General features: G+C 59.7%; 24 protein-coding genes and 1 tRNA gene. 4 read left to right on the top strand and 21 right to left on the bottom strand.

Going from position 1 to position 25,475, the window contains the following annotated elements; translation table 11 throughout:
• Positions 1-15: 15 nt before the first annotated feature.
• Positions 16-1,314, top strand: coding sequence for a GTPase HflX (gene hflX / locus NAP1_RS05450; RefSeq protein ID WP_007164240.1), 1,299 nt, complete (start codon positions 16-18; stop codon positions 1,312-1,314).
• On the opposite strand, the gene mazG is transcribed toward hflX, so the two are convergent.
• The 10 genes from mazG to NAP1_RS05395 form a co-directional block, all read right to left on the bottom strand.
• Positions 1,309-2,094 carry a nucleoside triphosphate pyrophosphohydrolase gene (gene mazG, locus NAP1_RS05445; protein WP_007164239.1) on the bottom strand — a complete coding sequence of 262 codons (786 nt, stop codon included), beginning with the start codon at positions 2,092-2,094 and terminating at the stop codon, positions 1,309-1,311. The genes hflX and mazG overlap by 6 nt on opposite strands.
• A gap of 242 nt (positions 2,095-2,336) precedes the next feature.
• On the bottom strand, positions 2,337-3,119 hold the full coding sequence (locus tag NAP1_RS05435; RefSeq protein ID WP_007164237.1) for an MBL fold metallo-hydrolase: 783 nt from the start codon (positions 3,117-3,119) through the stop codon (positions 2,337-2,339).
• 10 nt (positions 3,120-3,129) lie between these two features.
• Positions 3,130-3,906 (bottom strand): TatD family hydrolase, encoded by a 777-nt coding sequence (locus tag NAP1_RS05430; RefSeq protein ID WP_007164236.1) that lies wholly within the window; start codon positions 3,904-3,906, stop codon positions 3,130-3,132.
• Positions 3,906-5,483 carry a methionine--tRNA ligase gene (metG, locus tag NAP1_RS05425; RefSeq protein WP_007164235.1) on the bottom strand — a complete coding sequence of 526 codons (1,578 nt, stop codon included), beginning with the start codon at positions 5,481-5,483 and terminating at the stop codon, positions 3,906-3,908. Before metG ends, NAP1_RS05430 begins: the two co-directional genes overlap by 1 nt.
• The gene (locus tag NAP1_RS05420) at positions 5,470-6,444 is read right to left on the bottom strand and encodes a DNA polymerase III subunit delta' (protein WP_007164234.1); all 975 of its coding nucleotides are present in this window, start codon (positions 6,442-6,444) and stop codon (positions 5,470-5,472) included. The genes metG and NAP1_RS05420 overlap by 14 nt, the downstream gene beginning before the upstream one ends.
• A complete protein-coding gene (tmk, locus tag NAP1_RS05415) occupies positions 6,441-7,091 on the bottom strand; it encodes a dTMP kinase (protein ID WP_007164233.1) in 651 nt (216 codons plus the stop codon). Before tmk ends, NAP1_RS05420 begins: the two co-directional genes overlap by 4 nt.
• Positions 7,088-8,248: a D-alanyl-D-alanine carboxypeptidase family protein gene (locus tag NAP1_RS05410; protein WP_040464268.1), complete on the bottom strand. Its 1,161-nt coding sequence runs from the start codon at positions 8,246-8,248 to the stop codon at positions 7,088-7,090. The genes tmk and NAP1_RS05410 overlap by 4 nt, the downstream gene beginning before the upstream one ends.
• A gap of 70 nt (positions 8,249-8,318) precedes the next feature.
• Positions 8,319-9,368, bottom strand: a complete 1,050-nt coding sequence (locus NAP1_RS05405; protein WP_007164231.1) for a lytic transglycosylase domain-containing protein — start codon at positions 9,366-9,368, stop codon at positions 8,319-8,321.
• A gap of 71 nt (positions 9,369-9,439) precedes the next feature.
• Positions 9,440-10,165, bottom strand: coding sequence for a hypothetical protein (locus NAP1_RS05400; protein WP_007164230.1), 726 nt, complete (start codon positions 10,163-10,165; stop codon positions 9,440-9,442).
• Positions 10,165-11,079: an aminotransferase class IV gene (locus tag NAP1_RS05395; RefSeq protein ID WP_007164229.1), complete on the bottom strand. Its 915-nt coding sequence runs from the start codon at positions 11,077-11,079 to the stop codon at positions 10,165-10,167. Before NAP1_RS05395 ends, NAP1_RS05400 begins: the two co-directional genes overlap by 1 nt.
• 70 nt (positions 11,080-11,149) lie before the next feature.
• On the opposite strand from NAP1_RS05395, the gene NAP1_RS05390 reads away from it, so the two are divergent.
• A tRNA-Ser gene (locus NAP1_RS05390) sits at positions 11,150-11,239 on the top strand.
• Positions 11,240-11,259: 20 nt separating this feature from the next.
• Positions 11,260-11,628, top strand: coding sequence for a hypothetical protein (locus NAP1_RS05385; RefSeq protein WP_007164228.1), 369 nt, complete (start codon positions 11,260-11,262; stop codon positions 11,626-11,628).
• Here the strand turns inward: NAP1_RS05385 and lpdA are convergent.
• The 4 genes from lpdA to NAP1_RS05365 all read right to left on the bottom strand — a co-directional run bounded on the left by lpdA (position 11,625) and on the right by NAP1_RS05365 (position 15,404).
• Positions 11,625-13,040, bottom strand: coding sequence for a dihydrolipoyl dehydrogenase (gene lpdA, locus NAP1_RS05380; protein ID WP_007164227.1), 1,416 nt, complete (start codon positions 13,038-13,040; stop codon positions 11,625-11,627). The genes NAP1_RS05385 and lpdA overlap by 4 nt on opposite strands.
• 177 nt (positions 13,041-13,217) lie before the next feature.
• Positions 13,218-13,592, bottom strand: a complete 375-nt coding sequence (locus NAP1_RS05375; protein WP_007164226.1) for an acyl-CoA thioesterase — start codon at positions 13,590-13,592, stop codon at positions 13,218-13,220.
• The gene (locus NAP1_RS05370) at positions 13,585-14,016 is read right to left on the bottom strand and encodes a hypothetical protein (RefSeq protein ID WP_007164225.1); all 432 of its coding nucleotides are present in this window, start codon (positions 14,014-14,016) and stop codon (positions 13,585-13,587) included. Before NAP1_RS05370 ends, NAP1_RS05375 begins: the two co-directional genes overlap by 8 nt.
• Positions 14,013-15,404 carry a 2-oxo acid dehydrogenase subunit E2 gene (locus NAP1_RS05365; RefSeq protein ID WP_007164224.1) on the bottom strand — a complete coding sequence of 464 codons (1,392 nt, stop codon included), beginning with the start codon at positions 15,402-15,404 and terminating at the stop codon, positions 14,013-14,015. The genes NAP1_RS05370 and NAP1_RS05365 overlap by 4 nt, the downstream gene beginning before the upstream one ends.
• 175 nt (positions 15,405-15,579) lie before the next feature.
• Here NAP1_RS05365 and NAP1_RS05360 point away from each other — a divergent pair, with 175 nt between their 5' ends.
• Positions 15,580-16,032: a universal stress protein gene (locus tag NAP1_RS05360; RefSeq protein WP_007164223.1), complete on the top strand. Its 453-nt coding sequence runs from the start codon at positions 15,580-15,582 to the stop codon at positions 16,030-16,032.
• A gap of 34 nt (positions 16,033-16,066) precedes the next feature.
• Here the strand turns inward: NAP1_RS05360 and NAP1_RS05355 are convergent, their stop codons facing one another.
• From NAP1_RS05355 to NAP1_RS05325, 7 genes are all read right to left on the bottom strand, one after another.
• Positions 16,067-16,582: a peroxiredoxin-like family protein gene (locus NAP1_RS05355; RefSeq protein ID WP_007164222.1), complete on the bottom strand. Its 516-nt coding sequence runs from the start codon at positions 16,580-16,582 to the stop codon at positions 16,067-16,069.
• 52 nt (positions 16,583-16,634) lie between these two features.
• Positions 16,635-18,938, bottom strand: coding sequence for a ribonuclease R family protein (locus tag NAP1_RS05350; RefSeq protein WP_007164221.1), 2,304 nt, complete (start codon positions 18,936-18,938; stop codon positions 16,635-16,637).
• Positions 18,939-18,961: 23 nt separating this feature from the next.
• Positions 18,962-20,380, bottom strand: coding sequence for a M28 family peptidase (locus tag NAP1_RS05345; protein WP_007164220.1), 1,419 nt, complete (start codon positions 20,378-20,380; stop codon positions 18,962-18,964).
• Positions 20,381-20,426: 46 nt separating this feature from the next.
• Positions 20,427-21,971, bottom strand: coding sequence for a proline--tRNA ligase (gene proS, locus NAP1_RS05340; RefSeq protein ID WP_007164219.1), 1,545 nt, complete (start codon positions 21,969-21,971; stop codon positions 20,427-20,429).
• 63 nt (positions 21,972-22,034) lie between these two features.
• Entirely contained in the window at positions 22,035-22,622 is a 588-nt protein-coding gene (phaR, locus tag NAP1_RS05335) for a polyhydroxyalkanoate synthesis repressor PhaR (RefSeq protein ID WP_007164218.1), read from the bottom strand.
• Between the two features lie 105 nt (positions 22,623-22,727).
• Complete coding sequence (gene alr / locus NAP1_RS05330) at positions 22,728-23,795, bottom strand: alanine racemase (RefSeq protein WP_007164217.1); 1,068 nt, start codon at positions 23,793-23,795, stop codon at positions 22,728-22,730.
• Entirely contained in the window at positions 23,785-25,464 is a 1,680-nt protein-coding gene (locus NAP1_RS05325; protein ID WP_007164216.1) for an MFS transporter, read from the bottom strand. The genes alr and NAP1_RS05325 overlap by 11 nt, the downstream gene beginning before the upstream one ends.
• Positions 25,465-25,475: the final 11 nt, after the last annotated feature.

Below are 25,475 nucleotides of genomic sequence, written 5' to 3'. Positions count from 1 at the left end.
TTCGACGATGACCTGATGGATGAGGTCACCCGCGGTGCGCGGGCCCTTGTCCTGTGTCCGGATATCAGGAGTTTCAGCTACGATCTTGATGCCGCCGAGCGTCTGGCGGAGGCCGAAGGCCTTGCGCTGGCGATTGGCGTTGCAATCGAGCATTCGGAAATCCTCCCCGTCCGTCAGATGCAACCCAACACGCTTTTCGGCTCTGGTCAGGTCGAGAATATCAAGATCTTGTGCGAACAGCACGAATGCGAGCTCGTGATTGTTGATGGTGCATTGACGCCGATCCAGCAGCGCAATCTTGAAGACAAGCTCAAGCGCAAGGTCATTGATCGAACGGGATTGATCCTCGAGATTTTCGGTGAGCGTGCCGCGACGGCTGAAGGGCGGCTCCAGGTTGAACTGGCGCACCTCGACTATCAGCAGAGCCGGCTTGTCCGCAGCTGGACCCACCTTGAACGGCAGCGAGGTGGTTTCGGCTTCCTTGGCGGCCCCGGTGAAACCCAGATCGAAGCAGACCGCCGTATGATCCGCCAGCGTATGGGACGATTGCGCCGAGAGCTTGAGCAGGTGCGCAAGACCCGTACGCTTCACCGTGAAAGGCGGGGGAGGGCGCCATGGCCCGTCATTGCGCTTGTCGGATACACCAATGCCGGAAAGTCGACCCTCTTCAACCGCCTCACCGGCGCGGAGGTCATGGCTGAAGACCTCCTTTTCGCCACGCTGGATCCAACGATGCGGGCTATCAGCTTGCCCGGCGTGGAAAAAGCCATCCTTTCTGACACTGTCGGCTTCATCTCGGACCTTCCCACGCAGTTGGTCGCCGCTTTCCGCGCCACCCTCGAAGAGGTGACTGGCGCGGACATCATTTGTCATGTTCGCGACATGGCGAACCCGGCGCATTCCGCTCAAAAGAAACAGGTCATGGAGGTCCTTTCGGATCTCGGTGTCGTCGATGCTGAGAGCGGAGAGAGCGAAATCCCAATCCTTGAAGTGTGGAACAAGGCGGACCTGCTTTCTGAAGACACTCTCACGGAACTGCGCGAGGCAGCAGCAGGACAGGACGCGGTGCTTCTTTCAGCGTCGAGCGGCGAAGGTGTTGAAGCTTTCGCAGACAAGATCGCCGACATGTTAACCGCGTCGGCCAAAGAAGTGACTATCACGTTGCCTGCATCGGACGGCCGGCGACTTGCATGGCTGCATGCGCACGGAGACGTCCTCGAGGATTGCGATGCCGGGGAAGGGGAGCACGGTCCAGAACGCCGGTTGACGGTTAGGCTCAACCCTAAGGAACTGGGTCAGTACGCATCCTTATAGCGTTGATTTCTCAGCACGTTTGACCTTCTGCCAATAGGATTCCTGCTGTTCGAGAGACAGCTGGTCGAATGCATGGCCATCGGCTGCTGAAAGTTCTTCCATCTGCCTGAAACGACGCTCAAACTTGGCGTTTGACGCTTTCAGCGCGGCTTCGGCATCAACGCCATATCGCCGAATGATGTTCACTGCGACGAAGAGGACGTCTCCAGCTTCAACTAGACGCTCATCCTCGCTCGCTTCCTCCAACTCGCGCAGTTCCTCATCGAGCTTTTCCTGAGGACCTTTGATGTCATGCCACTCAAAACCGACGCGAGCGGCTCGCTTCTGCAGTTTTTCGCTGCGCAGCAACGCAGGAAGCGCGTTGGCGACGCCGTCCATGGCGCTCTGCATGCCGATATCTTCGCGTTCAGCAGCTTTGAGGTCCTCCCAGCGGGCTGATGTCATAGCGCCGCCTTCGTTTCCGAAGATGTGAGGATGGCGGGCTTCCATCTTGTCGCTGATTGAACGTGCGACATCCTCGAACGTGAAATGTCCGGATTCTTCCGCCATGCGCGCATGAAAGACAACTTGAAGAAGGAGATCGCCGAGTTCTCCTTTGAGGTCAGCCATGTCCTTGCGTTCAATTGCGTCGGCCACTTCGTAAGCTTCTTCGATTGTGTACGGAGCGATGGTTTCGAAATTCTGGGCAAGGTCCCATTCGCATCCGCGCTCTGGATCGCGCAAGTGCGCCATGATCGAAAGGAGGCGGTCGATTTCGGTCGAATGGGGGGCCTTGGTCATTCAGCAAATGGCCTCAATGTCAGAATTGATAATATATATTATGTTAAATATGTGATGGTGGCGTTAGGTGGGCAATCGAGCCCCCAACAGATCGGCTGCGACGAACAACCCCGCAAAAATGGCGAGCCACACCAGTGCCAGCTGAGCAATCTTTGCCCAACCCAGCCTGAAACTCGCGATCGCACCCCCGGCTAGGATCAGCCATCCAAGCAAAGCAACAATTGAGATAATGGAACTTTCGCTCATGCCGTCATCTCCAATCCGTCAAAGCCAACGACTACGCCTTCGGGCACTTCGTCAACCAATGTCCGGTAATCCATACTCTTGTCGAGATGGCTTAGCACAAGCTGTCCGGCACCAGAACGTTCGGCCAATTCGATAGCCATTGCCAGGTGGGCATGAGTTGGATGAGGCTCACGCCGCAAACAATCGCTCACCAGGATGTCGACGCCGTCATAAAGCTCAACCATCTCTGTCGAAATAGAACTGAAGTCTGTCGCGTAAGCAATTGATTTACCGTCAGCTTCGAACCGATATCCGGTCGTCTCACCAGGTCCATGTTCCATCTGGCACCATTCGACCCCGAAGCCAGCCACAATCTTCAGCCTTTCTAGCGTTTCCAGCGAGCAAATGGTCGGATACCCGTCCTGACCGGCAAAAACATATCCAAACCGCTGGCGCAGACGCCTGACGGTTTCCGTACTCGCATAGGCCGGAATTGGGCCACCGCGCCCATATCTGAGCACTCTGAGATCGTCGATGCCGTGGCAGTGATCGGCATGATCGTGCGTCCAGAACACCGCGTCGATCTTGTCAATCCTGTTGGCGAGAAGTTGAGCACGGCAATCAGAGGACGTGTCGATGAGCAGACGCCTGCCTTCATCGCTTTCCACAAGGATCGATACGCGCGTGCGGCGATTGCGTGGTTCGGCCGGGTCGCAGTCGCCCCAGTCGCCCTCGCCATCTTCGCCGCCGATCCGCGGAACGCCGGTGGACGTGCCAGATCCGAGCATGATGAACTTCACGCCAGTTGCCTCACAGGCCAGCCTTGCTGAACAGTTTCGTGAAGTTGGCGGTGGTCTGCTCCGCCAATTGCTCGGTTTCTATTCCGCGCAGTTCAGCCACGAAACGCGCTGTGTCGGCGACAAATGCAGGTTCGCAAACCTTGCCGCGATTGGGCACAGGCGCCAGGAACGGACTGTCCGTTTCAACCAGCAGCCGGTCTTGGGGAACTTCGCGAGCTGTGGCCTGCAAGTCCTTGGCATTCTTAAATGTCACGATTCCTGACAGCGAAATCGTAAGACCCAGATCAAGGACCTTGCGCCCGAATTCTGATGAAGCGGTGAAACAGTGGATGAGCGCCGGAAAAGCCCCCTTCCCCAATTCGTCTTCCAAAATTTCGAGCGTGTCGTCTTCTGCATCGCGCGTGTGAATGATGACCGGCAGTCCCGTCTCACGTGCCACGTCGATATGCATTCGAAACAGCTTTGCCTGCGTCACCCGGTCCGAGTGCTCGTAGAAGTAATCAAGCCCAGTCTCACCGATCCCGATAACCTTGGCGTTGTCGGTTGCTTTAAGCAGCACCTCGCGGCCCAAGTCCTCATGACCGTCTGCCTCGTGAGGATGGATGCCCACGCTGGCATAAACATCTGCCTCGCGGTTCGCAGTGCCGACAACCTGCTCCCATTCGCGCTGTTTAGTCGAGATGTTGAGGAAGGCGCCTACGCCAGCCTCACGAGCGCGAGATAGGACGCCTGCCTGATCCTCAACCAGTCCTTTGTATTCAAGATGGCAGTGGCTATCGACGAGCATCACGATTTCTCCTCGGCCGCCTCTGGCAATTCAAGGCGTGGGAAGATCGGGGTGGGTTTGCCTACCACATGACCGCTTTTCGCCAGCCGGTCGAACCACGAACGGTCATGCAGCTGTTCAAACTGGCGCTCGTTTTCCGGCACACCGAGTTGGTCGAGAACTGCAGAAGCCTTTTCAGGCACGATGGGCTGAATTGCGATGGCAAGATCGCGAATGGCGCAAAAAAGCGTCTGGAGCACCGCTTTCATGCGTTCCGGATCGGTTTTCTTGAGCGTCCAGGGTGCCTGCTCGTCGACATACTGATTGCAGGCATAAACCGCCTTGATCCAGACCTCGATCCCGACTGAAAAGGCCAGCTGCTCGAATTCTCGCGGAAGATCGGTAGCACAAGCGTTTTTCACGGCGGCGAGCAACGCTGTGTCGACTTCGGCTAGCTCGAACGGTTCAAGCACCCCGTCCATATTTTTTGCAATCATCGACAGGGTGCGCTGCGCGAGGTTGCCAAAGCTGTTGGCCAGTTCCGCATTTGTGCGCGTCACAATCGCTTCAGATGAATAGGAACCGTCCTGGCCGAACGCGACCTCGCGCATCAGGAAATAGCGCAGGTTGTCGACACCGAACTGTTCGGCAAGCTCGAGCGGGTCTGTGACATTGCCAAGAGACTTCGATTCCTTCTGTCCGCGATTGAGAAGGAAGCCGTGGCCGAACACTTTCTTGGGCACAGGAAGGTTCGCGCTCATCAGGAATGCCGGCCAGTAGATCGTGTGGAAGCGCACGATATCCTTGCCGATAAGATGCAGGCTGGCCGGCCAGAACTTCTCCATCTCGGGCGTTTCGTCTGGGAAACCAAGACCGGTGAGGTAATTGGTCAGCGCATCGACCCAGACATACATCACGTGATTGTCAGAACCCGGCACCTTCACGCCCCAGTCGAAGCTGGTTCGGCTTACCGAAAGATCGCGCAGGCCCTGTTCGACGAAAGCGATCATTTCGTTGCGGCGGCTTGCAGGCTCAAGGAAACCGGGCGTTTTGAGCAGGTCCAGAAGCGGTTTTTCGTATTTTGACAGACGGAAGAACCAGCTTTCTTCAACGGTCCATTCGACCGGAGTGCCTTGCGGCGAAAGCTTCTGCTCGCCCTCACCTTCAACCAGTTCGCTCTCGTCATAGTACGCTTCGTCGCGCACCGAATACCAGCCCTCGTAACGATCGAGGTATAGATCGCCGGCGGCTTCCATCCGCTCCCAGATCGCTTGGCTCGCCCTGTGATGCTCGGGCTCTACTGTGCGGATGAAGCGATCGAAGTCGATGTTCAGCGCTTCGTCCATCTCGCGGAAGTAGCCGGACATTTCGTCTGCCAGATCACGCGGGGTGCGGCCTTGCTCTTCCGCTTTGCGCGCCATCTTGAGCCCGTGTTCATCCGTACCGGTCTGGAACCGGACCTCGCGCCCCTTGAGCCGTTGGAAGCGCGCAATGACGTCAGCAGCGATACCCTCGTATGCGTGACCGATATGCGGACGGCCGTTAGGGTAGTTGATCGCAGTGGTGATGTAGTAGGGTGCGTTTTCAGTATCGGACATGGGCGTGCTCGCTAGCCGGGGCAGCGCGTGTGAGCAAGCTGCCGATTTCGACCGACAGCAATCCCGTGTCGAAATTGTAGGTCGGGGCCTGCGCAGCCAGCTTCACCAGATCGCGATGTGTATCGACGAGCTTTGCGCGCTGAGCGGGATTATCCGTGCTGCGGGCAAGGTCGGCAACCACTGCCTGTGCGAGCTCAAACACCGCATCCAATCGCACCCGATCTGCCCTACCCCCGATGAGACGTGTCAGTTCGGAGCGCCCCGTCATCTGCGGATCGCCCTTCGTGAGCAAGGTACTGATCGCGTTGGCCAAAGGACCAAGATCCTGTTCAGCAAAGCGCAAAGCTGCACCGTACGATCCCTCGGCAGCGCGAATAGCGGCAAGGCGCGCATCGCCCCCGCCAGCTATGCCTGAGGCGTCAAGCATTTCTTCCAGCTGGACATCTTTCAGGATCGGAAAGCGCAAGATGCGACAGCGCGACCGGATGGTTGGGAGGAGCCGTGAAGGGCGATGCGTTACAAGCATGAAGAATGTACCTTGTGGAGGCTCTTCAAGACTTTTGAGCAACGCATTTGCAGCTGCGACTTCCATGTCATCGGCGGGATCGATGATAACGACGCGACGCGAACCAAGTGTTGGCCGCGTGTTCAGTCGCCGCTGCATGGCGCGGACCTGATCAACGCGGATTGATCGCGCTCGTTCGAAATCCTTTCCATCGGCGGCGGCGCGCGCTTCCTTGTCGTTCTTGGGACCGTAGGTAAGCACGATGATGTCAGGGTGGTCGCCGGGCGGCTGCGGAATACCTTCCTCCGCGACGAGTTCTCGCGCTGCTGCCATGGCGAAATCGTGTTTGCCCAGACCACTCTTCCCCGCGAGAAGCCACCCGTGATGCATCCGTGCGCCGGACATGGCGCCGCGCCATTCACGCCATGGCCCCTCGTGATTAGGCCAATTCGTCATTTGCCATCCTGACCGAGCAAGTCGGCCAATGCATCGAGAACGCGATTGTGGACCTCGTCCGGTGTTCCTGTCCCGTCGACTATGCGAAATCCATTCGGGTCGGCTTCGGCGAGCTTTCGAAAACGCGCAGCAACCGCACGATGATAATCGGCGCTTCGCCCGCCGATAGCATCGCTGGTTCCACCGTCACGCTCGGCAAGCCTTTGAGTGAGACGATCCTCGTCAACTTCGAGCAGGATCGTGAGATCAGGCCTCAGGCCATCGCTCCCGAACGCATGAAGCGCAGTAATCGCCTCGTCGCCAAGCCCCCCCGCCCCGCCCTGATAAGCGCGGCTTGAATCGACAAAACGGTCGGTCACGACCCACACACCCTTTTCGAGCGATGGCTTGATGTGCTGCGCCACGTGGTCGCTGCGAGCTGCGGCAAATAGCAGGGCTTCTGCCTGTGCGCCCCATCCATCACCCGGAGGATGCAAGAGCAATTGCCGGATGGCCTCGGCGCCCGGAGTACCTCCCGGTTCCCGCGTCACCTCGACCACTTTCCCGCGCGCACGCAGGGCGTCTGCCAGCTTGAGTGTTTGAGTGGATTTTCCAGTGCCCTCACCGCCTTCAAAGGCGATGAATAGTCCCCTAGTCTCGTCGCTCATGAGAACCACCCCGCAATCCCATTGTAGATCCGGGAGAAGAAACCCGCATCACCCACGCTCTCGGCGGCAAGGAGCGGAAGATGCGCCGGCTCCATACCCGGAACGTCGACGACCAATGTTGCAACGTGGTCTCCGGAGTCAAACGGAGCACGCAGAGGCCCATCATATTCGACGCGCAGCGAAAGTTCGCTCAATCGCCCTTTGGGCACATTCACAAAGACATCGCGCTCTGTCTGCAGAGCAACGGACCGCGAATTGCCACCCTGCACTCTCGCGCGAGCAACCACTTCTCCGTTCGCGTAAAGTCGCTCGCGGTCGAAAGCGTCGAAACCCCATTCAATCAGATCGCGTGCAGCTCTGGCTCTGATTGATCCGCGCGAGATGCCAGCGACCACCACGACAAGCCGTTGACCATCGCGCTTTGCAGAGCCGACATAGCCGAGGCCGGATTCGTTCGTGTAACCAGTTTTGATGCCATCGGCCCCGGCAACCCGGCCAATCATCGGGTCGCGGTTGAATTGCTCGATGTCGTTGTAGCGAAAGCCGGGCTTCCCGATATAACGCGCATATTTTTGCGGATGACGACTAATCAACGCCTGTGCCAGCTTCACGAGGTCGCTCGCCGTCGTGAAGGTACGCCCTTCGTCTGGCCAGCCATTGGGTGTTCCGAAGTGGCTGTTGACCATCTCCAGACTGCGCGCCCTCTGGTTCATGCCATCGAGCCAAGCCGAGATCGATCCGGCCTGTCCTTCGGCGAGCATCGCTGAGCCGTCATTGGCGGAGATATTGGCGATACCTGTCAGCAGGTCATCAACGGCCACGCGGTCGCCGGCGTTGATCCACATGGTCGATCCTTCTCCGCCCCATTCTTCCCAGACTTCGTCACTCATTACGAGCGTCTGGCGCGGATCGAGGTCGCCCTCCTCAATTAACTCGAAAGCGTGGAACAAGGTCATGACCTTGGTGATGGATGCAGGCACAAACCGGCGGTCCGCGTTGCGCGAATAGAGCACCTGCCCGCTGGTAACATCCACCAGAAGCGCGATTGGTAATTCAGTCTGTGCCGGAACGGGAGCAGGACCTTGCGCTCGGCTAGCAGGCGAGGCCGCGGCCAATGCAAGGATGACCAGCAACGCTACCGCGCGTTGGATTTTCATAAAGTGGTTTCTAGCAAACACGGTGCTGCCATAATCGCGCCCGCTCACCATTGCGAGGGAGCCAAGCGTGCTAGTTCACGATTTCGTCAGCGAGCAGGCCAACGCTCATCGCATAATAGTTCGAACAATTGTACTCGAGGATCACTCGGTAGTTGCTTGTGAGCAGATAGGCCGGTGCGCCGGGTCCGTCGGGTTGAAAGAGTGACGTCAATGTGTCGTCGGGAAGGAAACGCTGCGGCTGCACACCCAGAGCGCGCCATTCAGCGACCGTTTTCCATTGGCTGTGACGCTCGTGAACGCGCGGGCAGACGGGCGCCACAAGCTCGGTTTTGTAGGCATCCACGTCGAAACCGCGCGGCACAGCAGCCCTTACGCCCCACGGCTGACCCGATCGCCATCCCGCGTCGCGGAAGTAATTTGCGATAGAGGCAAACGTATCGGCGCGGTTATTGAAGATGTCGGCGCGGCCATCGCCATCTCCGTCGGCCGCAAGGCGAAGGTAGACCGAGGGCAAGAACTGCGGATTGCCGAATGCACCAGCATAGCTTCCCACCAGCGTGCCCCGCGAATAACCTTTGTCTGCGACCTTCATGAGAGCGACCCACTCCCCTTCGAAAAGCTCGCGCCTGCGCCCTTCCCATGCGAGCGTCGCTAGACTCCGTGAAAGATCGAAATTGCCTGTGATCGCGCCGTAGGAGGTTTCATGCCCGAAGATCGCAACGATGATTTCTCCTGGCACGCCATATTCACGCTCAACCGCACGCAGCTGGCCGACGTGAGCGCGATAGACACGCTGTCCGCCTGCTATCCGTGTCGGGTTTACGTGAGTGCGGATGTATGGCGCCATGGCCGGATAGCCCCGGCGCGTCGGTGTACCGGGCTGCCCCTGGTCAAGCCGGATAACGCGCGGATTAGGCGTAAGGCCGGCGGTCATGCGGTCGATCGTTGACTGACTTACGCCTTCACCGCGTGCGCGCGCTTTGATCCGCTCAAGGTAAGCATCAAAGTCGATCCCGTCGCGTGCGACTTGAGCCTGGGCAGGTGTAGGGGTACTCGCGCTCGAAAGGCCGAAAGATGCAGCGATTAAAATCGCAAGGGAAGTGAAGTGCTTGAGGGTCATTGCGTAAGGTATCTCACTTTCGAGATTAATCGGGGGTGATTGCGCAGCCATGCCCGCTGCCGCAATCCTGTTCACTCAATCGCATATTTGCGCATGAACTCATAGTCTTCGCGGCACGCATCGGCCGCTTTCTGATACTCTCCGTCGAGTTCGGGCAATCCGCCTCGGGGCGCGCCAAAGCCTGTCGACGCATTAACCTTGTCGTACCAATGCTCGCCCCAGACACCGTCTTCCGGGTGAGGGCCTTTTTCCCAGCTGAGCATCGCAGGGTCCCAGGCAACACCAATCGCATCGCATAACGCTTCTAATGTCCCAGAAGGATTGGCGAGAACAGCATCGGAATCGACGACCGGAGGCGCCTTGCCGATCCGGTCTGCCTCGCGTTCAAAGTAGGAACGAACCTGAGCAAAACCCAGCATGTCGGGCGTCCTCAGCTCATTCTTGTTGCGGTAGCTGGCGACTACTCGTTCAGGGGCCCTGATCAAGAAGGCATGAGTATGATCGGGCATGTCGCCGATATCGACGTGTGCGATCATGTGATGCGGCATCTGCTTTTGGTACCAGACAGACTTTCCTTCAGGTGCTTGGCCGGATTGAAAGGCGAGCACACTGTCCCAATCGCAATCCATGTCTGCGATGGTTTCCGCCGCCATCGGGTGAGGTTCGCCGCTATCCTTGAGGAAGGCTCCGTAGAAGGGCTCATCGCTAACCGCGCAATCGGAGCGCGCACCAAAGCTTCGCATCATTGCAGTCGAGATATTGCGAGGCCCACTCCACATGGCGATGCGGATCGTCATTATTGGACATCCCGATCCATAAGACCGCGGTAAAGTCCCTGGAGCCGCTCCACCATGGGGCCGCGCGAAGGCGTGAGAGCTCTTCCGTCCACTTCCGTTACGGGCACTACGCCGGCAAAAGTGCCTGTCACAAAGGCCTCCTGTGCTCCGTAAACATCGGTAAGGGAGAAGTTCTTCTCGAAAACCGGAATGCCCTCCTCGCGGCAAACCTGGATGACGTTCGAGCGTGTGATCCCTCCGAGGCAGTAATCGCCGCTCGATGTCCAGACCTCGCCATTGCGGACGATGAAAAAGTGAGTGGAATTGCAGGTCGCAACGAAGCCATGTGGATCAAGCATCAACGCTTCGTCGGCCCCTGCTTGTGTCGCCTGAATGCATGCAGTGATGCAGTTGAGTTTGCTGTGCGAATTGAGCTTTTGGTCCTGCACGGCGGGATCGCCGCGCCTCACATGGACGGTGAACAGCTTGATGCCGGTCTCGATTGTGGAGGGCAGCGGCGCCTTGTATTCCGGGATGATCACGATTGTCGCAGGTGAGATGACGACGCGCGGGTCTTGGTAAGGTGTTGAACGTATGCCGCGTGTCACCATCAAACGGATATGAACACCTTCAGCATCGCGCATGGTATTTCCGTCGATGGTTTCATCCAAACGCTGAGCAAGTTGATCTTTGGTCAGCCCAATGTCCATCGCAATGGCTTTCGCACCTTCGTAGAGCCGGTCCAGATGCGCGTTTAGGAACGCGACCTTCCCGCGGTGCACCCTGAGGCCCTCCCAGACGCCATCACCCAGCATGAAACCGCTATCGAAAACCGAAACGCTTGCCTCAGCGCGCGGCACCATTTGGCCGTTGACATTGATCAGGATCCGCTCGTTGCGTGGGTCCGGTGTGAAGTCATGAGTGCCTTGAGCCATGAATATCGTTCTTAGCCGCAAGCAAAGGCGTGACAATAGGCGCGCACGTCGCTAGCGAGCATTTCCGCGCGGACAGGTGGCAGAGCGGTTGAATGCACCGGTCTTGAAAACCGGCAAGGGTGCAAGCCCTTCGTGGGTTCGAATCCCACCCTGTCCGCCACTCTTTGCAAGGAGTGTATCATGAGCAAGCAGGTCGTCCTGATGGGTCTTCACCCCGATGTGGTGGACTGGGACAAGTGGCCGAATCTCTCGCCGGAGAAGCTCATGGAAGGGACCGAAAAGACCCGCGAGGCGCTGGAAGCAGAAGGCTTCGACATGACTGTCGGTTTCATCGGGACCGGCGACGAAGGCGCTGAAGAGGCTGCCGAAATCCTGGCCAGCAAGCCTTTCGACCTTGTCCTGATCGGCGCGGGGGTTCGCAAGGATGATGACCAGTTCCTCCTGTTCGAGAAACTGATCAACCTTATCCTCGAACACGCGCCGCAAGCCAAGGTCGCCTTCAATTCCTCCCCTTCCGATACAGTCGAGGCGGTCAAGCGCTGGCTCTAGATGTGCAGCGCCTTGCCGTAGGCGCCGAGGACGCTTTCGTGCATCATCTCTGAAAGCGTCGGGTGCGGGAAGACCGTCTGCATCAGCTCTTCCTCCGTGGTCTCCAGCGTCATGCCGACCGTGTAGCCCTGGATCAGTTCGGTCACTTCTGCACCGATCATGTGAGCGCCAAGTAGCTCCCCGGTCTTTGCGTCGAACACCGTCTTGATGAAGCCTTCCGCTTCTCCGAGCGCGATCGCCTTGCCATTGCCGATGAAGGGGAAGTTGCCGACCTTCACCTCGTAGCCCGCTTCCTTCGCCTTGGCTTCGGTCATTCCGACGCTGGCGATCTGCGGGTGGCAGTAGGTGCAGCCCGGAATCGCATCGCGGTTGAGCGGATGGGGATGGACGTCCGTGTTGCCAAGCTCCTGAGCGATGGCCTCGGCGGCGGTCACCCCTTCATGGCTCGCCTTGTGCGCAAGCCACGGGCCCGGCGTGCAGTCTCCGATCGCCCATAGCCCAGCCGACTTGGTCCGGCCGTAATCGTCGATCTGGATGAAGCCGCGGTCCATCTCGGCAAGACCGTCGAGGCCGATATCCTCGGTGTTGGGCACGATCCCGATAGCGGTGATGCAGTGGCTGAATTCGGTCGTCTCGGTCTTCCCCGCCTTGTCCTTGATCGTCGCGGTAACGCCCTTGTCGGTTACCTTGAGATCTTCGACCCCTGCCCCGGTCATGACCGTGATGCCCTGCTTGGTCAGGCTCTTTTCGAGGAAGGTGGAGACCTCTTCGTCCTCGACCGGGACGATGCGGTCGAGCATCTCGACCACGGTCACATCGACGCCGATGTCGTTGTAGAAGCTTGCGAACTCGATCCCGATGGCTCCCGAACCGATAACCAGCAGCTTGGTCGGCTGTTCGGGCGGTGTCATCGCGTGGCGGTATGTCCAGACGCGCTTTCCGTCAGCGGGAGCGAACGGCAGGTCGCGCGCACGCGCTCCTGTTGCGACGATGACGTGCTTGGCTGTCAGCTTCTCCTCGCCCTTCTCGCCTTTCACCGTGAGCGAGGTTGGGCCAGTCAACACGCCCTCGCCCATGTGGACGGTGATCTTGTTCTTCTTCATCAGGTGCGTGACGCCCTGGTTGAGCTGTTTCGCGACCCCGCGGCTGCGCTTTACGATGGCGGCAAGGTCAGCCTCGATCTCGCCCGCCACTTTGAGCCCGTACTCGCTGGCGCGGTGCATCTGGTGATAGACCTCTGCCGAACGGAGCATCGCCTTGGTCGGGATGCAGCCCCAGTTGAGGCAGATGCCGCCAAGCAGTTCGCGCTCCACGATCGCGGTCTTCAGACCCAGTTGCGATGCGCGGATTGCCGCCACATAGCCACCCGGTCCCGAGCCAAGCACGATCACGTCATAGTCAGTATCAGCCATCGATCCCTCATGTAACTGTGTAACATGGACCGCATGTTACACGGTCCAAGAGCAAATATGTGTAGCGTCCCTACACGCTCTGAAAACCGCACAAAAGCGGGAAAAGAAGAGGTTTGAACTCGCCGTATTCATGGCATTCGCGATGCCACAGGACGCCATATGTAGGACAGCCTTTTGTCATTTGGTGCGATCCACTTTGCGCGGGCGGTCGTTCTCGTCGAGCAGCACAAATTTGAATGTCCCGGCGCTCACTTTGGTGGTCGCCTCCCCATCGCGTTCGCGCCCGACCCCTTCAGCCTTGATGGTCAGTGACGTGGTCCCGCTCGCTGTAATCTCGCAATAGACGCTGAGTTCATCGCCCACCACCATTGCGCCCGGAAAGGTGAAGTCGGTTGCGTGGACCACCACCGCCTTGCCCTTCCCCACGCGGCTCGCCAGCGCGCCCGCGCCCAAGGCCATCTGCGCCATCAGCCAGCCGCCGAACACCCCGCCGTACGGATTGAGATCGGTCGGCATTGCGGTGGCGCGGATCATGAGTTCGCGGTCAGCCATGGGCAGCCTCGTTGATGATCGCCTCGCGCTTGGGTTTGAGGATCCAGTACCAGCCCAGAACCGCGAAGGTGATCGCGGCGATTAGGGCGGGCACGCCCAACATGACAATTCCCGCCTCCCCGCCGAGCACAAAGCTTGCAAGGACAAGCATCACGCCGGAGAGCAATCCGGTGATCATCACGGTCGTGGGCGAGTAGATCAGGTGGCGCGATGAGAGGAAATAGGTGAGCAATGCTGTTGGAAGACCGATTGCAAAGCTTCCGAGCAGCGAGAAGCCCAATGTCGTCAATGCCGCCTCTGTGCTGAATTGCTGTTCGCCCGTCGTCATGGTGTGCACAAAACCCAGCAAGGCGACATAGCCCCACGCTGCTACCGCAGCGCAAAGTGCAATGATCACCGCCTTGCCGATCAGGGCAAGGTTCACACCAACAGCCCCATCGGGTTTTCAACTAGCTGCTTGATCGCTTCCATCAGCTGAGCACCCTCTGCGCCGTCGATGGCGCGGTGGTCGAAGCTGCCGCTTGCGTGGAGCACAGTCGCAGGCTTGATCTCGCCGTCAATTACGTATGGCACTTGCTGGCCTGCACCCACGGCAAGGATCATGCCCTGCGGCGGGTTGATGACCGCATCGAACTGCTTGATCCCGAACATGCCGAGGTTCGACAGGCTTGCTGTGCCACCCTGATATTCGTGTGGTTGCAGCTTGCCGTCGCGGGCTTTGCCGGCAAGTTCCTTCATCTCCTTAGAGATCTGGGCAAGGCCCTTCGTATCGGCTTCGGTGATGACCGGGGTGATGAGACCCGAAGGCGCTGCCACCGCGACCGAGATATCGGCGCGCGAGTATTTGCGCATCGTATCGCCGTGATAGCTGACATTGCACTGCGGCACGCGGATGAGCGCGCGGGCGAGCGCCTTGATGAGCAGGTCGTTGACCGACAGCTTGACCCCATCGGGTTCGAGACTGGCGTTCAGTTCCTTGCGCAGCTTGAGCAGTGGATCGAGCACGATATCCATAGTGAGATAGTAGTGCGGGACGGTCTGCTTGCTCTCGGTCAGGCGGCGCGCGATGACCTTGCGTACGTTGGAGAGCTTCTCTTCCTCGAACGGAGCACCGTGTTCGGGCGCCTGAGGCGCGGGTTTCGCAGTTTTTTCTTCGCTCGCAGCGGGCGCGGGAGCTGGAGAAGCTGCGGGAGTAGGCTCGTAATTGTCGATATCGGCCTTGATTATCCGACCACCCGGACCTGTGCCCGAAACATCGCCAAGGTCGATGCCCTGCTCGCCCGCCATCTTCTTCGCAAGCGGCGAGGCAATGACGCGGTCGCCCGAACGTGGCTGCGATGAAGAACCGCCAGCGGCTGCCTCGACATCGGCTTTCACTATGCGACCCTTGGGGCCAGAGCCTTCGACGGATGCAAGGTCCACGCCTTCGTTGGCGGCAATGCGCTTAGCCAGCGGGCTGGCCTTGACGCCTTCACTGGATGCGGGAGCCGATTTGGGAGCTGGCGCCGGGGCGGGCGTGGGCGCTGGTGCCGCATCACCGGAGGGCGCGCTGACATCGCTCACGTCTTCGCCTTCTTCAGCAAGCATTGCGATGACCGTGCCGACCGCCACATTCTCTGTGCCTTCTTCGACGAGGATTGCCGCCAGCGTGCCTTCATCGACGGCTTCGAACTCCATCGTCGCCTTGTCGGTCTCGATCTCGGCCATGATATCGCCCGATGCGATCTCGTCTCCGACCTTGACCAACCAGCGGGCAAGCGTCCCCTCCTCCATCGTGGGGGAAAGGGCGGGCATTTTCAGTTCGATTGCCATGTGTGCGTTTTGACTCCCATGCGCCGCGCACGGCCAGCGGTGCCGTAGGGGCGTTCGACCCGTTTAGTGCTTCATGCGCAGGTCGCAAGCCCTGCATGCTCCAGATGCCCGACTTGCAAATCTGATCGATTGGCCGGATACCACGCCACTTGGAGAGGGTGGGCTTGAGACACGAATGCGTACATTCCTGATCGTGATGGACGAAAGCGACGAAGCGCGCGCGGCGATGCGGTTTGCAGCCCGGCGCGCTGTCCAGGTTGACGGCGCGGTTCATATTCTTGCGCTGGTGGCACAGCAAAACTTCAGCGCCTTCGGAGGCGTTCAGGCAACGATCGAGCAAGAGGCACGTGACCGCGCAGAGGTGCTTGCGCACGGTGTGGCGGGCAATTTGCTCGCCGAGAGTGGGATCATGCCGACAATCTCAGTGAAAATCGGCAAGGGCACGCAGATCGTCAGCGAGTTTCTTGAACGCCACCGCGAAGTCGCGGCCTTGGTGTTGGGAGCAGCCGCAAACGGAGCGCCGGGTCCGCTGGTGACACACTTCGCAGCCAATGCGGGATCACTCCCCTGCCCCCTATATGTAATCCCTGAGGGCTATGACGAAACAAAGGCCGATCACGAAGCGTGACCGGCCTTTAGTGATGTTCGATTGAGAGCCTCGCTCAGGTCAGCGTGCCGCGTGTCGGATAATCGTTCTTGGTGATGTAATCGATGCCCTGCAGCAGATCGTCGAGCGGCGGACGGGTGAACGGCGCGTTCTGGATGCTGGCGAAGTAAAGCGTGCCATCGGGACGCACGAGGAACATGCCGGGTTCTGAGAACTTGTCAGGCTCATCGCTGCCTTCGCGCTTCTCCGAAATGTAGAGACCCCATTCGCGTGCGGTCTCCTCGCTCATGTCATAGGCGAGCGGGACATCGCCCGTATCCCATTCCTCGTCGACAACCATCGCGCGCTCCTTCGAATCCATCGAGACGGCAACCACGTTGATGCCGCGCTTGGTGAATTCGTCGAGCTTCGAGGCGAGGTCCTTCAGCTGCCCTTTGCAGATCGGGCAGTGCTTGCCGCGATACATCACGACGAGCGTGAAATGGTCAGGATGCTGCTTCGACAGGTCATAGCGCGCACCGATGGTGAGCGGCAGGTCGATAGCTGGGACTTGGGTTCCGGGCTTGATCATGATGGTTCTCCTTTGCTTCGCTTACGTTTGAACGAGGCAAAGGTTTCGCCATTCATTTCCGCTTTCTTCCCTGATGGCGAATGTTTCCGGGCCTTCCGCGTTTCCCGACCTGGAACTTGCCCGCCTTCTTGGGTGGCTTGCCAGGACGGCCGTAACGGGGTGCGGGCCTGCTCCCCCGCGCATCGATGACATTGCCATCCTCATCCACCGGCACGAATTTGAGCGCGCCTGTGAGCGGGTTGGCTTCCGCCAGTTGCAGTGTCAGCCGGTCGCCGGCCGAGTAGGTCGTGCCGGTCTGCTCTCCGACGAGAGTCTGTGCGGCTTCGTCATGGCGGAAGTGTTCTGCGCCCAGTGTCGAGACGGGCACCAGCCCGTCGCCGCCCAGCCCCACGATTGTCGCGAAGAAGCCGAAGCCCTGCACACCTGTAATCCGCGTCTCGAAGTTCTCGCCCACACGTCCCGATAGCCACGCTGCGACATAGCGGTCGATCGTGTCGCGCTCTGCTTCCATTGCGCGGCGTTCGGTCTGGCTGATCGCGTCGGAGACCTCTTGCAGGCTCTTACGATCCTTGTCCGAAAGCCCCGTCGTATCAGGCAGCGACCCGGGTGGTTTGGGCTGCTCCAGCTTGTAGGCATCGACGAGAGCGCGGTGCACAAGAAGGTCGGCATAGCGTCGGATCGGCGAGGTAAAGTGCGCATAGGACCCAAGCGACAGACCGAAATGCCCCGCATTGGCCGGTCCGTAATAGGCCTGCATCTGGCTGCGCAGCACCGCTTCCATCACCTGCGCCTTCTCGCTCTCGTCGGTGACGTCCTTGAGCATGCGATTGAACAGACCCGGCGTCACCACCTGCCCCAGAGCCAGCTTCTTGCCCATCGTCGCCATGTAATCTCGCAGCGCAATCAGCTTCTCACGGCTCGGCGGTTCGTGGACGCGGTAGACGACGGGCGAGGTCTTCGCCTCCAGCGCCTTTGCAGCAGCGACATTGGCCGCAATCATGAAATCTTCGACTACGCGGTGCGCATCGAGCCTTTCGCGCACAGCGATCTCCGCAATCTGGCCCTCGTCGTTGAGGACCACGCGGCGCTCGGGCAATTCAAGCTCGAGCGGATCGCGCGCCGCTCGCGCCTTGGCGAGCAACTCCCATGCGCCCCAGAGGTTGGTGAGGAATGCGGGCGCATCCCCAGCGTCCATCGTCGCCTGCGCTTCCTCGTACGGGATCACATGAGCAATCCGCACGAGCGCGCGGGAGAAGCGAACATTTTCGACCCTGCCCTCTCCATCGATGTGAAAGTGGCAGACCATCGCCGCACGGTCTTCGCCTTCGCGCAAAGAGCAGACATCGGCGGACAGAATTTCGGGCAGCATCGGGACGACGCGGTCTGGGAAATATACCGAATTGCCGCGCTTCCTCGCTTCCTTGTCCAGTGCGGAACCAGGGCGGACGTAGAAACTCACATCGGCAATCGCCACCTTTGCGTCAAAACCGCCCTTGCCGTCGGGCTCGGCCCAGATTGCGTCGTCATGATCGCGCGCATCAGCAGGGTCGATGGCGACGATGGGCAGATCGCGCAGGTCCTCGCGATGCTTGTCCGACAGCTTAAGGTTGGCTGCGCGTTGGGCTTCCTCGTGAACGCCTTCCTGAAAGACATGCGGGATGCCGTGTTTGGCAATCGCAATGAGGCTGAAACTCTTCGGTGCGAGCGGGTCGCCGATCACCTCGACCACGCGCACGCCAGCGCGCTCCGACCGCCCTGCCCGTTCAGCGAGCACAAGCTGCCCCTCTTCCGCGCCGCCCAGATCGCTGATCGGAGTGGAGCGGCGAATGCGCTTGTCGACGGGGGCGAGCCAGGGTTTGCCGGTGCCATCCATCTCGACCACGCCCATCAGGCCCTCGGTCCGAGCAGGCAATTTCTTGATCGGAAAGGCGACCCAGCCCCGCTCGGTTTCCTCGGTGCGCGACAGCACCCGATCACCGCGTTTGAGCGCCGCAGCACGTTTTCCGCCCCGCCCTTTCAACTCGCGCACGGTCAGGCGCGGAGGCTTGTCCGGCGCATCGGGTGACCAATTGTCCGGTATCGCAATCGCTTCGCCATCCTCGATCTCGATAACGCGTAGAACAGTGACCTTCGGAACGCCGCCCATGCGGTGATAAGCGGTCTTCTTGCCGTCGATCAGGCCTTCCTCGGCCATGTCCTTAAGCAGTTTCTTGAGCGCGATCTTTTCCTGCCCCTTGAGCCCAAAAGCGCGCGCAATTTCGCGCTTTCCGGCGGTCGTGTCAGAGGTCTGGATGAATTCGAGCACCTGCTTCTTTGTCGGAAGGCCGGGTGCGAATTTAGGGGAGCGTTTTGCCATATACGCCCCATATGGAGACGCGACTAGTCGCTGTCACCCTCAGGCTGCTTCACGGGCTCGAATGCACCGCCCGGAACCGCGCTCGCTACGGGCGAGCAATAGGGGCCGTTGCAAGCCTGAACCCCGAAAATCCAGTCGTCTCCGCGAAGGTTTTCTATGTGGCTGAAGCGGCGTGCCTCATCGGCAGCCGCTGCGTTCGCTTCGACGGGGCGATCAGCATAGACCAAGGCAGTCTCATCAGAATCCCAGTACGATTCATCCGTGCGGCGCCTATGAACCACATAGAGTTTTGCCCCCGGCACAGCCTGCCATGATATCTCCGTATCGGTCCTGACCGCCGCATCAGCGGACACCCTCGGCGGCATCGGAGCCATGGCAAGGTTGTGAAGGGCGCGCACGTTTAGCTGCGCGGCTCTGGTCAGGTAATCGAAGTCCAGCTCGTCCACCGTATCGCCGTACTTGATACCGTCTTCCGTTCGCAGGTCCTGATGCTGATGCTCGTAATCCTCGACTGCGACGGTGATGCGGACAGCCGGGTAGCCCTTATCGAGAAAAGGGATCTGATCCCCGCCCCGACCCATGCGGTCGGTGCGCCAGATTTGCCTGACCTGCATACCATCCGGATTACTCGAGGCGACTTCATCGAGCCAGCGCGAAAGGTTGCGGCCGGGAGAATCGTTTTCGCCGCCAAACCGGCGTTGCCGAGCGCGCAGGCGAGCGGTGGAATCGGCGCGCAGCCCCTCGGAAAAGACGCGGACATGTTCTGCATCGCAATAGCCATCCGAGCCGCATGAGTTTCCGATCATGTCGTTGTTGAGGACAGCCTTGACCGTCATGCCCTGGCTCTCGACCCAGTCGGCAAGGATGCGGGCGCCGAACAGCCCCTGTTCCTCGCCTGTAAGGAGCGCGTAGATGATGGTCGAGGGATGCTCGCGCTGGCTCAGGATGCGAGCAGCTTCGAGCACCATGACGCTTCCTGAGCCATCGTCGTTTGCGCCCGGCGCATCGTCGGTCGCGTTGAGGGCATTACTCACGCGGCTGTCGTAATGCGCCTGCACGATGATGACTTCATCGGGCCGCTCGGTGCCTCGCTGGATGGCAACGGCATTGCGAACAAGTGTCGGTGTGGGAATACGGTCGCCCGTTACGGTGTCGCTGACGGCCATGACTTCAAGACAGTCGTTGCAGGCACTGGAGATGCGGCGGAATTCGTCGAGCGCCCAGTTTACCGCAGCCCCGATTCCGCGCTCCGGATCAGTCTGGCTCGAAAGCGTATGGCGCGTGCCGAAGCCGACGATGGTGTCCATGTCAGCGCGCATGCGATCTTCCGAAACCTGCTCGGCCAGGTGATCTTCCCACTCGACGAGTTCGTCGGCGGTGATTGATGTCGCCACTGCGGGCGCGGCGAGAACGAGGGCGATTGCGAGGCTGGGCTTGATCATGTGCGAGCTTGTGCCGCGCACGGGCCCGCAGATCAACCGGAAGCGGTCAATAGGCGCGGGCGACCAGCACGCGCTCAACCGCAGGCTCACCGGTGAAGATGCAGATACCATCTCCTGCATCGGCGTCGCGCGGGACGTTGCGAAGCGTGAGCTTTTCGGCCTTCAACTGCTCAACGACCTTTTCAAGCGCAGCGCCGGTAGGCTTGGCCCACTCGACCTCTACCCAGCCCGGATACTTGCCGTTCGACTTGAAGAAGTCCTGCACTTCACCCCACTGGGTCAGGCCGCGCGTAATGTTGGCATCGCGGCGCTCGCGCGCTTTGGTGAAGAGGCTGTTCTGAATGTCTTCCAAGAGAGCGGCGGCACCGTCGATAAATTCGCCCTTGGGAGTGAAGGCCATGGCGGGCTTGCCGTTGTCCATGTTCCACAGCGCATCGCGGCGCAGAACGGCGACCTTGCCTTCGTCCATGTCGCGAGGGCCAACCTCGACGATTACGGGTGCACCCTTGCGCACCCAACTCCAGCGTTTCGCGGCCGCCTTGCCCGGCGTCTTGTCGAGCAACACGCGAACGGGCTCACCCATCGACCACTGACTTGCAAGAGCCGCGCGAACTTCCTCACAATAAGCCAGCACAACCTCGTCCTCAGGCTTTTCACGAAGCATCGGCAGAATGATGATCTGGTGCGGGGCGATGCGCGGCGGAACGCGCAGGCCATCGTCGTCGCCGTGGGTCATGACGACGCCGCCGATCATGCGGGTGGAGGTCCCCCAGCTGGTCGTGTGGCACAGCTGCTGCGTGCCTTCCTTGTCCTGATACTGGATGCCAGCAGCGCTGGCGAAACTGGTTCCGAGATAGTGCGACGTGCCGGCTTGCAGTGCCTTGCCGTCCTGCATCATGGCCTCGATCGACCAGGTTTCATCCGCGCCGGGGAAGCGTTCGTTCTCGGGCTTCTCACCTGCGATTACCGGCATGGCGAGGTCTTCCTCGACGCAGGCGCGGTACATTTCGAGTGCGCGGTGCGTTTCTTCGACAGCCTCTTCGCGGGTTGCGTGTGCCGTGTGGCCTTCCTGCCAGAGAAACTCTGAAGTGCGCAGGAACATGCGGGTGCGCATTTCCCAGCGCACCACGTTCGCCCACTGGTTAAGCATCAACGGGAGATCACGCCACGACTGGATCCAGCGCGCCATAGCATCGCCGATAATCGTCTCAGACGTGGGGCGAACCACCAACGGCTCTTCAAGCTTGGCTTCGGGGTCAGGGATCAACCCGCCCTTCCCATCCGCGATCAGGCGGTGGTGCGTGACGACGGCCATTTCCTTTGCGAAGCCATCGACGTGGTCGGCCTCGCGCTCGAAATTTGCAAGCGGGATGAAGAGCGGGAAATAGGCATTGGCGATACCGGCCGCCTTGATCCGGTCATCCATGAGGCGCTGAACGCGCTCCCAGATGCCGTAGCCCCACGGCTTGATCACCATGCAGCCGCGCACGCCCGATTCCTCGGCGAGATCGGCTGCCGAAATCACTTCCTGATACCATTTGGCAAAGTCGTCTTCGCGCTTCACGTTGAGCGCGTGCCTGATGTTAGCCACTGATTTTCCTGCTTAGACTTGTTCTGTTATCGCCCATGCGAGCTTGTCGCCGGATTGGTGGCCTTATTTGGCGAGATCGTCCAGCTTCTTTTGCATCGCTGCCATCTGCTCGCGCAGCGCGGCGATTTCCTCGGTCGAGCCGTCGTTGGCGGGCTGCTCTGGCTTGGCGGTCTTGCCGAGGCCCTTGGCACCCGGGATCAGCGTTTCAGCCGCTGCGCGCATCATCGCCATATTGGTTTCGTGGATCGCGGTAAGCGGATTGTTGGCCATACCCTTTTCAAACGCTTCGCGGATCTTGGTCTGATTGTCGCGGAAGTTCTGCATGCTCGCTTCGAGGTAAGACGGCATCATCGACTGCATCGAATTGCCGTACATCCCGATCAGCTGGCGCAGGAAACTGACCGGCAGCATCTGACCGCCATTCGATTCCTCTTCCATGATGATCTGGGTGAGGATCGAGCGGGTGATGTCTTCTCCGCTCTTTGCATCGAAGACTGCGAAGTCGACATTGTCGCGCACCATTTTGGCCAGGTCATCGAGCGTGATGTAGCTCGAGCTCGCCGTGTTGTAGAGGCGGCGGTTTGCGTATTTCTTGATGACGATTGCGCCATCCGCGTCAGCGGCGGCGTCTTCGGTTGCCTTGCGAGCCATATCTCTCAAATCCCAATGCGACGTCTCGTGAAGTACCCGTCTTAGCATCTGCACAATGTGCAGCGCAATAACAGCGCAAGGAATGTTCGCAGTTGCGAAGAACACCTACGACCAGTGTCGCAGGCGGCGTCCGAGAACGGTAAGCAATTCATATTGAGAAACAGAGCTTTGCCGCGCAGCATTCAAAAGGTCGAACGGCACGTCGAGCCAGTCGCCTTCTTTCACCTCGGGAGCGTGGGCGAGGTCGACGACGACCATGTCCATCGACACCTTTCCCAGCAGCGGCAGGCGCTTCCCTTCGAACATAAACGCTTCACCAGGCCCGCGAGCGCGCAGGAACCCGTCTGCGTAGCCGATCGAGATCGTACCGACCCGCATCGGCTCGCTCGCTACGAACTCGCCGTTATAGCCCACCGCGTCGCCGGCCTTGAGCGAGCGGGTCTGCAGAACGCATGCTTTGATGTAAGCGACCTGCTTGATCCTTCCTTCGAGCTCCGGTCGAGCGATACCTCCATAAAGAGCGAGGCCGGGTCGGGTCAGATCGAACGCGTAATCCATGCCGAGGGCGATGCCTGCACTGTTGGCAAGGCTCTCACGCTTGTGTCGAACCGAGCCGAGGCATTCGCGATAGAGCGCAAGTTGCCGTGCATTCATCGGGCCGTCCTCGTCGGCGCTCGCCAGATGGCTCATGGCGACGTCGATATCGAGCGCAGCAATCGCGGGATCGGAAATGTCGGATGGAGCGATGCCAAGACGATTGATCCCGGTGTCGATCATCAGATGGCAGGTGCCGCCCCCTGCCTTGGTCCAGAGCTTCGCCTGATGGATCGAGTTTATGACTGGCAAGATGCCCGAGGCTTTCGCAAAATCTGCTTCCTGCGGCGTCACCGGACCTTGCAGAACCGCTATCTGCTCAGGTGCGACGTAATGCGACAGCTCCTCCGCCTCGTCCCAATTTGCGACGAAGAAATTGCGGCATCCCGCCTCAACGAGTGTGGGGACGCAGATGCTCACGCCGAGACCATAGCAATCAGCTTTGACCGCAGCCCCCGCGCCGGCATCGCCCGACATTCTATCGAGCATGCGCCAATTGTCCTTCAAAGCCTCGGTATCGACCCTGAGCTCATTGCTGCTTGGCGGAAGGCTAGACCTGTCGGCCTTGTCAGGCTGCATTATCTTCAAAGTCCGTGGGTGGTCCGCCCTTCAGCCCGAACCACGCGACTACCAGGCCGAACGCGACAACGACCCAAGTGTACCAAAGGCCCGAATAGACATTGCCGGTGCTCGCAACGATGATCCCTGAGATCAAGGGCAGGAAGCCGCCGAGATAGCCCGCTCCGATGTGATACGGGATCGACATCGAAGAGTAGCGGATCTTGGGCGGAAACATCTCGGAAAGCAGCGCCGCCACCGAACCGTATGTCAGCGCCGACAAAACGCCGAGGCCAAGCAGGATCGCGATGATCCCGACAAGGTTTGCAATCGGCGGTTGCTGCGGAGTGAAGTCGAAACCGTACTGGCTAAGCGCCTCGCGAATACCGGCGCTGCGCGCCGTGCCGCTTTCGATCCACTCATCGGCGATCGGAATGTCGTTCCCGGCAGCCGAGAGGCTGAGTTCACCACCCTCGCTGAGAGTGTAAGGCACGCCCGAAGCCGTCAGCGTCTCAAGCACCTTGCCGCAATCGGTCTGCTCGCGGTCGAACAATTCAGCGAAGGGATCGGTGACACAGCCCGGCCCGCTCACCACCACGGGCGAACGTTCCGCTGCATCCGAAAGCCCCGGATTAGCGAGAGCGCCCAGGCCCCAGAACGCAGGGAATAGCGCGAGCAAGGTAATCGCAGCGCCAACGGTAATCGGTAGCTTCCGACCGATCGTGTCGGACCATTTGCCCACGACGATGTAGAATGACATCGAAATTGCGCCCGCGATCAGCAGCACCCAGTTTACGGTCAGCGGGTCCATGTTCATTGGCCCGCGAAGGAAGCTGAGCGACGAGAAGAAAGCGGTGTACCAGATCGTCGTCAGGATGCCGGTCACACCGAACAGCGCGATGAAGATGCGGCTCTTGTTGCCGGGATAAGTAAAGCTCTCGACGAACGGATTGGAAGAGGTCTCACCCGCCTCCTTCATCGCCTGGAAGACCGGGCTCTCGGAAAGCATCAAGCGCATCCAAAGCGAGATCGCGAGGAGCGCAATCGAGAGCAGAAAGGGTATGCGCCAGCCCCATGCCTCGAAGCTTTCGGTATCCATCAGCGCGCTCGTTGAAAGAACGACAATGATGGAAAGCACAAAGCCACCAACAACGCTCGCCTGAATGAAGCTGGTGTAGAACCCGCGCTTGTCGGGCGGGGCGTGCTCGGCGACGTAGATCGCTGCGCCGCCATATTCTCCGCCAAGCGCGAGGCCCTGAAGGATGCGCAGGAAGATCACGATCAACGGCGCGATTACGACGTAGGATTCGCCGTAATTGTCTTCGAGATAACTGACCGTCGGGATGAACCCGACGCCTGCGGTCGCGATCCCCATAAGGGTAACCGTGACAAGAAACGTGTATTTGCGCCCCAGCCTGTCACCTAGAAAACCGAACAGGATCGCTCCGATGGGCCGAAACGCGAAACCCACCGCAAAAGTGGACCAGACCAGCAGCAGGCCGAGCGTGGGATCATCGACGTTATAGAACGCATCTTTCAGGATGTAAGCGAGCGTTCCGTAGATGAAGAAATCGTACCATTCGAAGATCGTACCGGCGCTCGATGCGCCGACGACAAGCCGGATTTCCTTTGCGCTCGGTTCGCGATCCGCAAGTGCGCCGGCTTCGCTGGTGGCGGTGGTTGCTGACATGGTTCCCCGTA

It is taken from the genome of Erythrobacter sp. NAP1 (assembly GCF_000152865.1).
Taxonomy (GTDB): Bacteria; Pseudomonadota; Alphaproteobacteria; order Sphingomonadales; family Sphingomonadaceae; genus Erythrobacter.
The sequence above is the reverse complement of the archived record's forward strand: the minus strand, read 5'-3'. Positions and strand labels throughout refer to the sequence as shown.

Coding starts and splice junctions, on each gene's coding strand:
- hflX (WP_007164240.1), top strand. CDS start 16: ATGGATGAGGTCACCCGCGGTGCGCGGGCCCTTGTCCTGTGTCCGGAT.
- mazG (WP_007164239.1), bottom strand. CDS start 2,094: ATGACCAAGGCCCCCCATTCGACCGAAATCGACCGCCTCCTTTCGATC.
- NAP1_RS05430 (WP_007164236.1), bottom strand. CDS start 3,906: ATGCTCGTCGATAGCCACTGCCATCTTGAATACAAAGGACTGGTTGAG.
- metG (WP_007164235.1), bottom strand. CDS start 5,483: ATGTCCGATACTGAAAACGCACCCTACTACATCACCACTGCGATCAAC.
- NAP1_RS05420 (WP_007164234.1), bottom strand. CDS start 6,444: ATGACGAATTGGCCTAATCACGAGGGGCCATGGCGTGAATGGCGCGGC.
- tmk (WP_007164233.1), bottom strand. CDS start 7,091: ATGAGCGACGAGACTAGGGGACTATTCATCGCCTTTGAAGGCGGTGAG.
- NAP1_RS05410 (WP_040464268.1), bottom strand. CDS start 8,248: ATGAAAATCCAACGCGCGGTAGCGTTGCTGGTCATCCTTGCATTGGCC.
- NAP1_RS05405 (WP_007164231.1), bottom strand. CDS start 9,368: ATGACCCTCAAGCACTTCACTTCCCTTGCGATTTTAATCGCTGCATCT.
- NAP1_RS05400 (WP_007164230.1), bottom strand. CDS start 10,165: ATGACGATCCGCATCGCCATGTGGAGTGGGCCTCGCAATATCTCGACT.
- NAP1_RS05395 (WP_007164229.1), bottom strand. CDS start 11,079: ATGGCTCAAGGCACTCATGACTTCACACCGGACCCACGCAACGAGCGG.
- NAP1_RS05385 (WP_007164228.1), top strand. CDS start 11,260: ATGAGCAAGCAGGTCGTCCTGATGGGTCTTCACCCCGATGTGGTGGAC.
- lpdA (WP_007164227.1), bottom strand. CDS start 13,040: ATGGCTGATACTGACTATGACGTGATCGTGCTTGGCTCGGGACCGGGT.
- NAP1_RS05375 (WP_007164226.1), bottom strand. CDS start 13,592: ATGGCTGACCGCGAACTCATGATCCGCGCCACCGCAATGCCGACCGAT.
- NAP1_RS05365 (WP_007164224.1), bottom strand. CDS start 15,404: ATGGCAATCGAACTGAAAATGCCCGCCCTTTCCCCCACGATGGAGGAG.
- NAP1_RS05360 (WP_007164223.1), top strand. CDS start 15,580: ATGCGTACATTCCTGATCGTGATGGACGAAAGCGACGAAGCGCGCGCG.
- NAP1_RS05355 (WP_007164222.1), bottom strand. CDS start 16,582: ATGATCAAGCCCGGAACCCAAGTCCCAGCTATCGACCTGCCGCTCACC.
- NAP1_RS05350 (WP_007164221.1), bottom strand. CDS start 18,938: ATGGCAAAACGCTCCCCTAAATTCGCACCCGGCCTTCCGACAAAGAAG.
- NAP1_RS05345 (WP_007164220.1), bottom strand. CDS start 20,380: ATGATCAAGCCCAGCCTCGCAATCGCCCTCGTTCTCGCCGCGCCCGCA.
- phaR (WP_007164218.1), bottom strand. CDS start 22,622: ATGGCTCGCAAGGCAACCGAAGACGCCGCCGCTGACGCGGATGGCGCA.
- alr (WP_007164217.1), bottom strand. CDS start 23,795: ATGCAGCCTGACAAGGCCGACAGGTCTAGCCTTCCGCCAAGCAGCAAT.
- NAP1_RS05325 (WP_007164216.1), bottom strand. CDS start 25,464: ATGTCAGCAACCACCGCCACCAGCGAAGCCGGCGCACTTGCGGATCGC.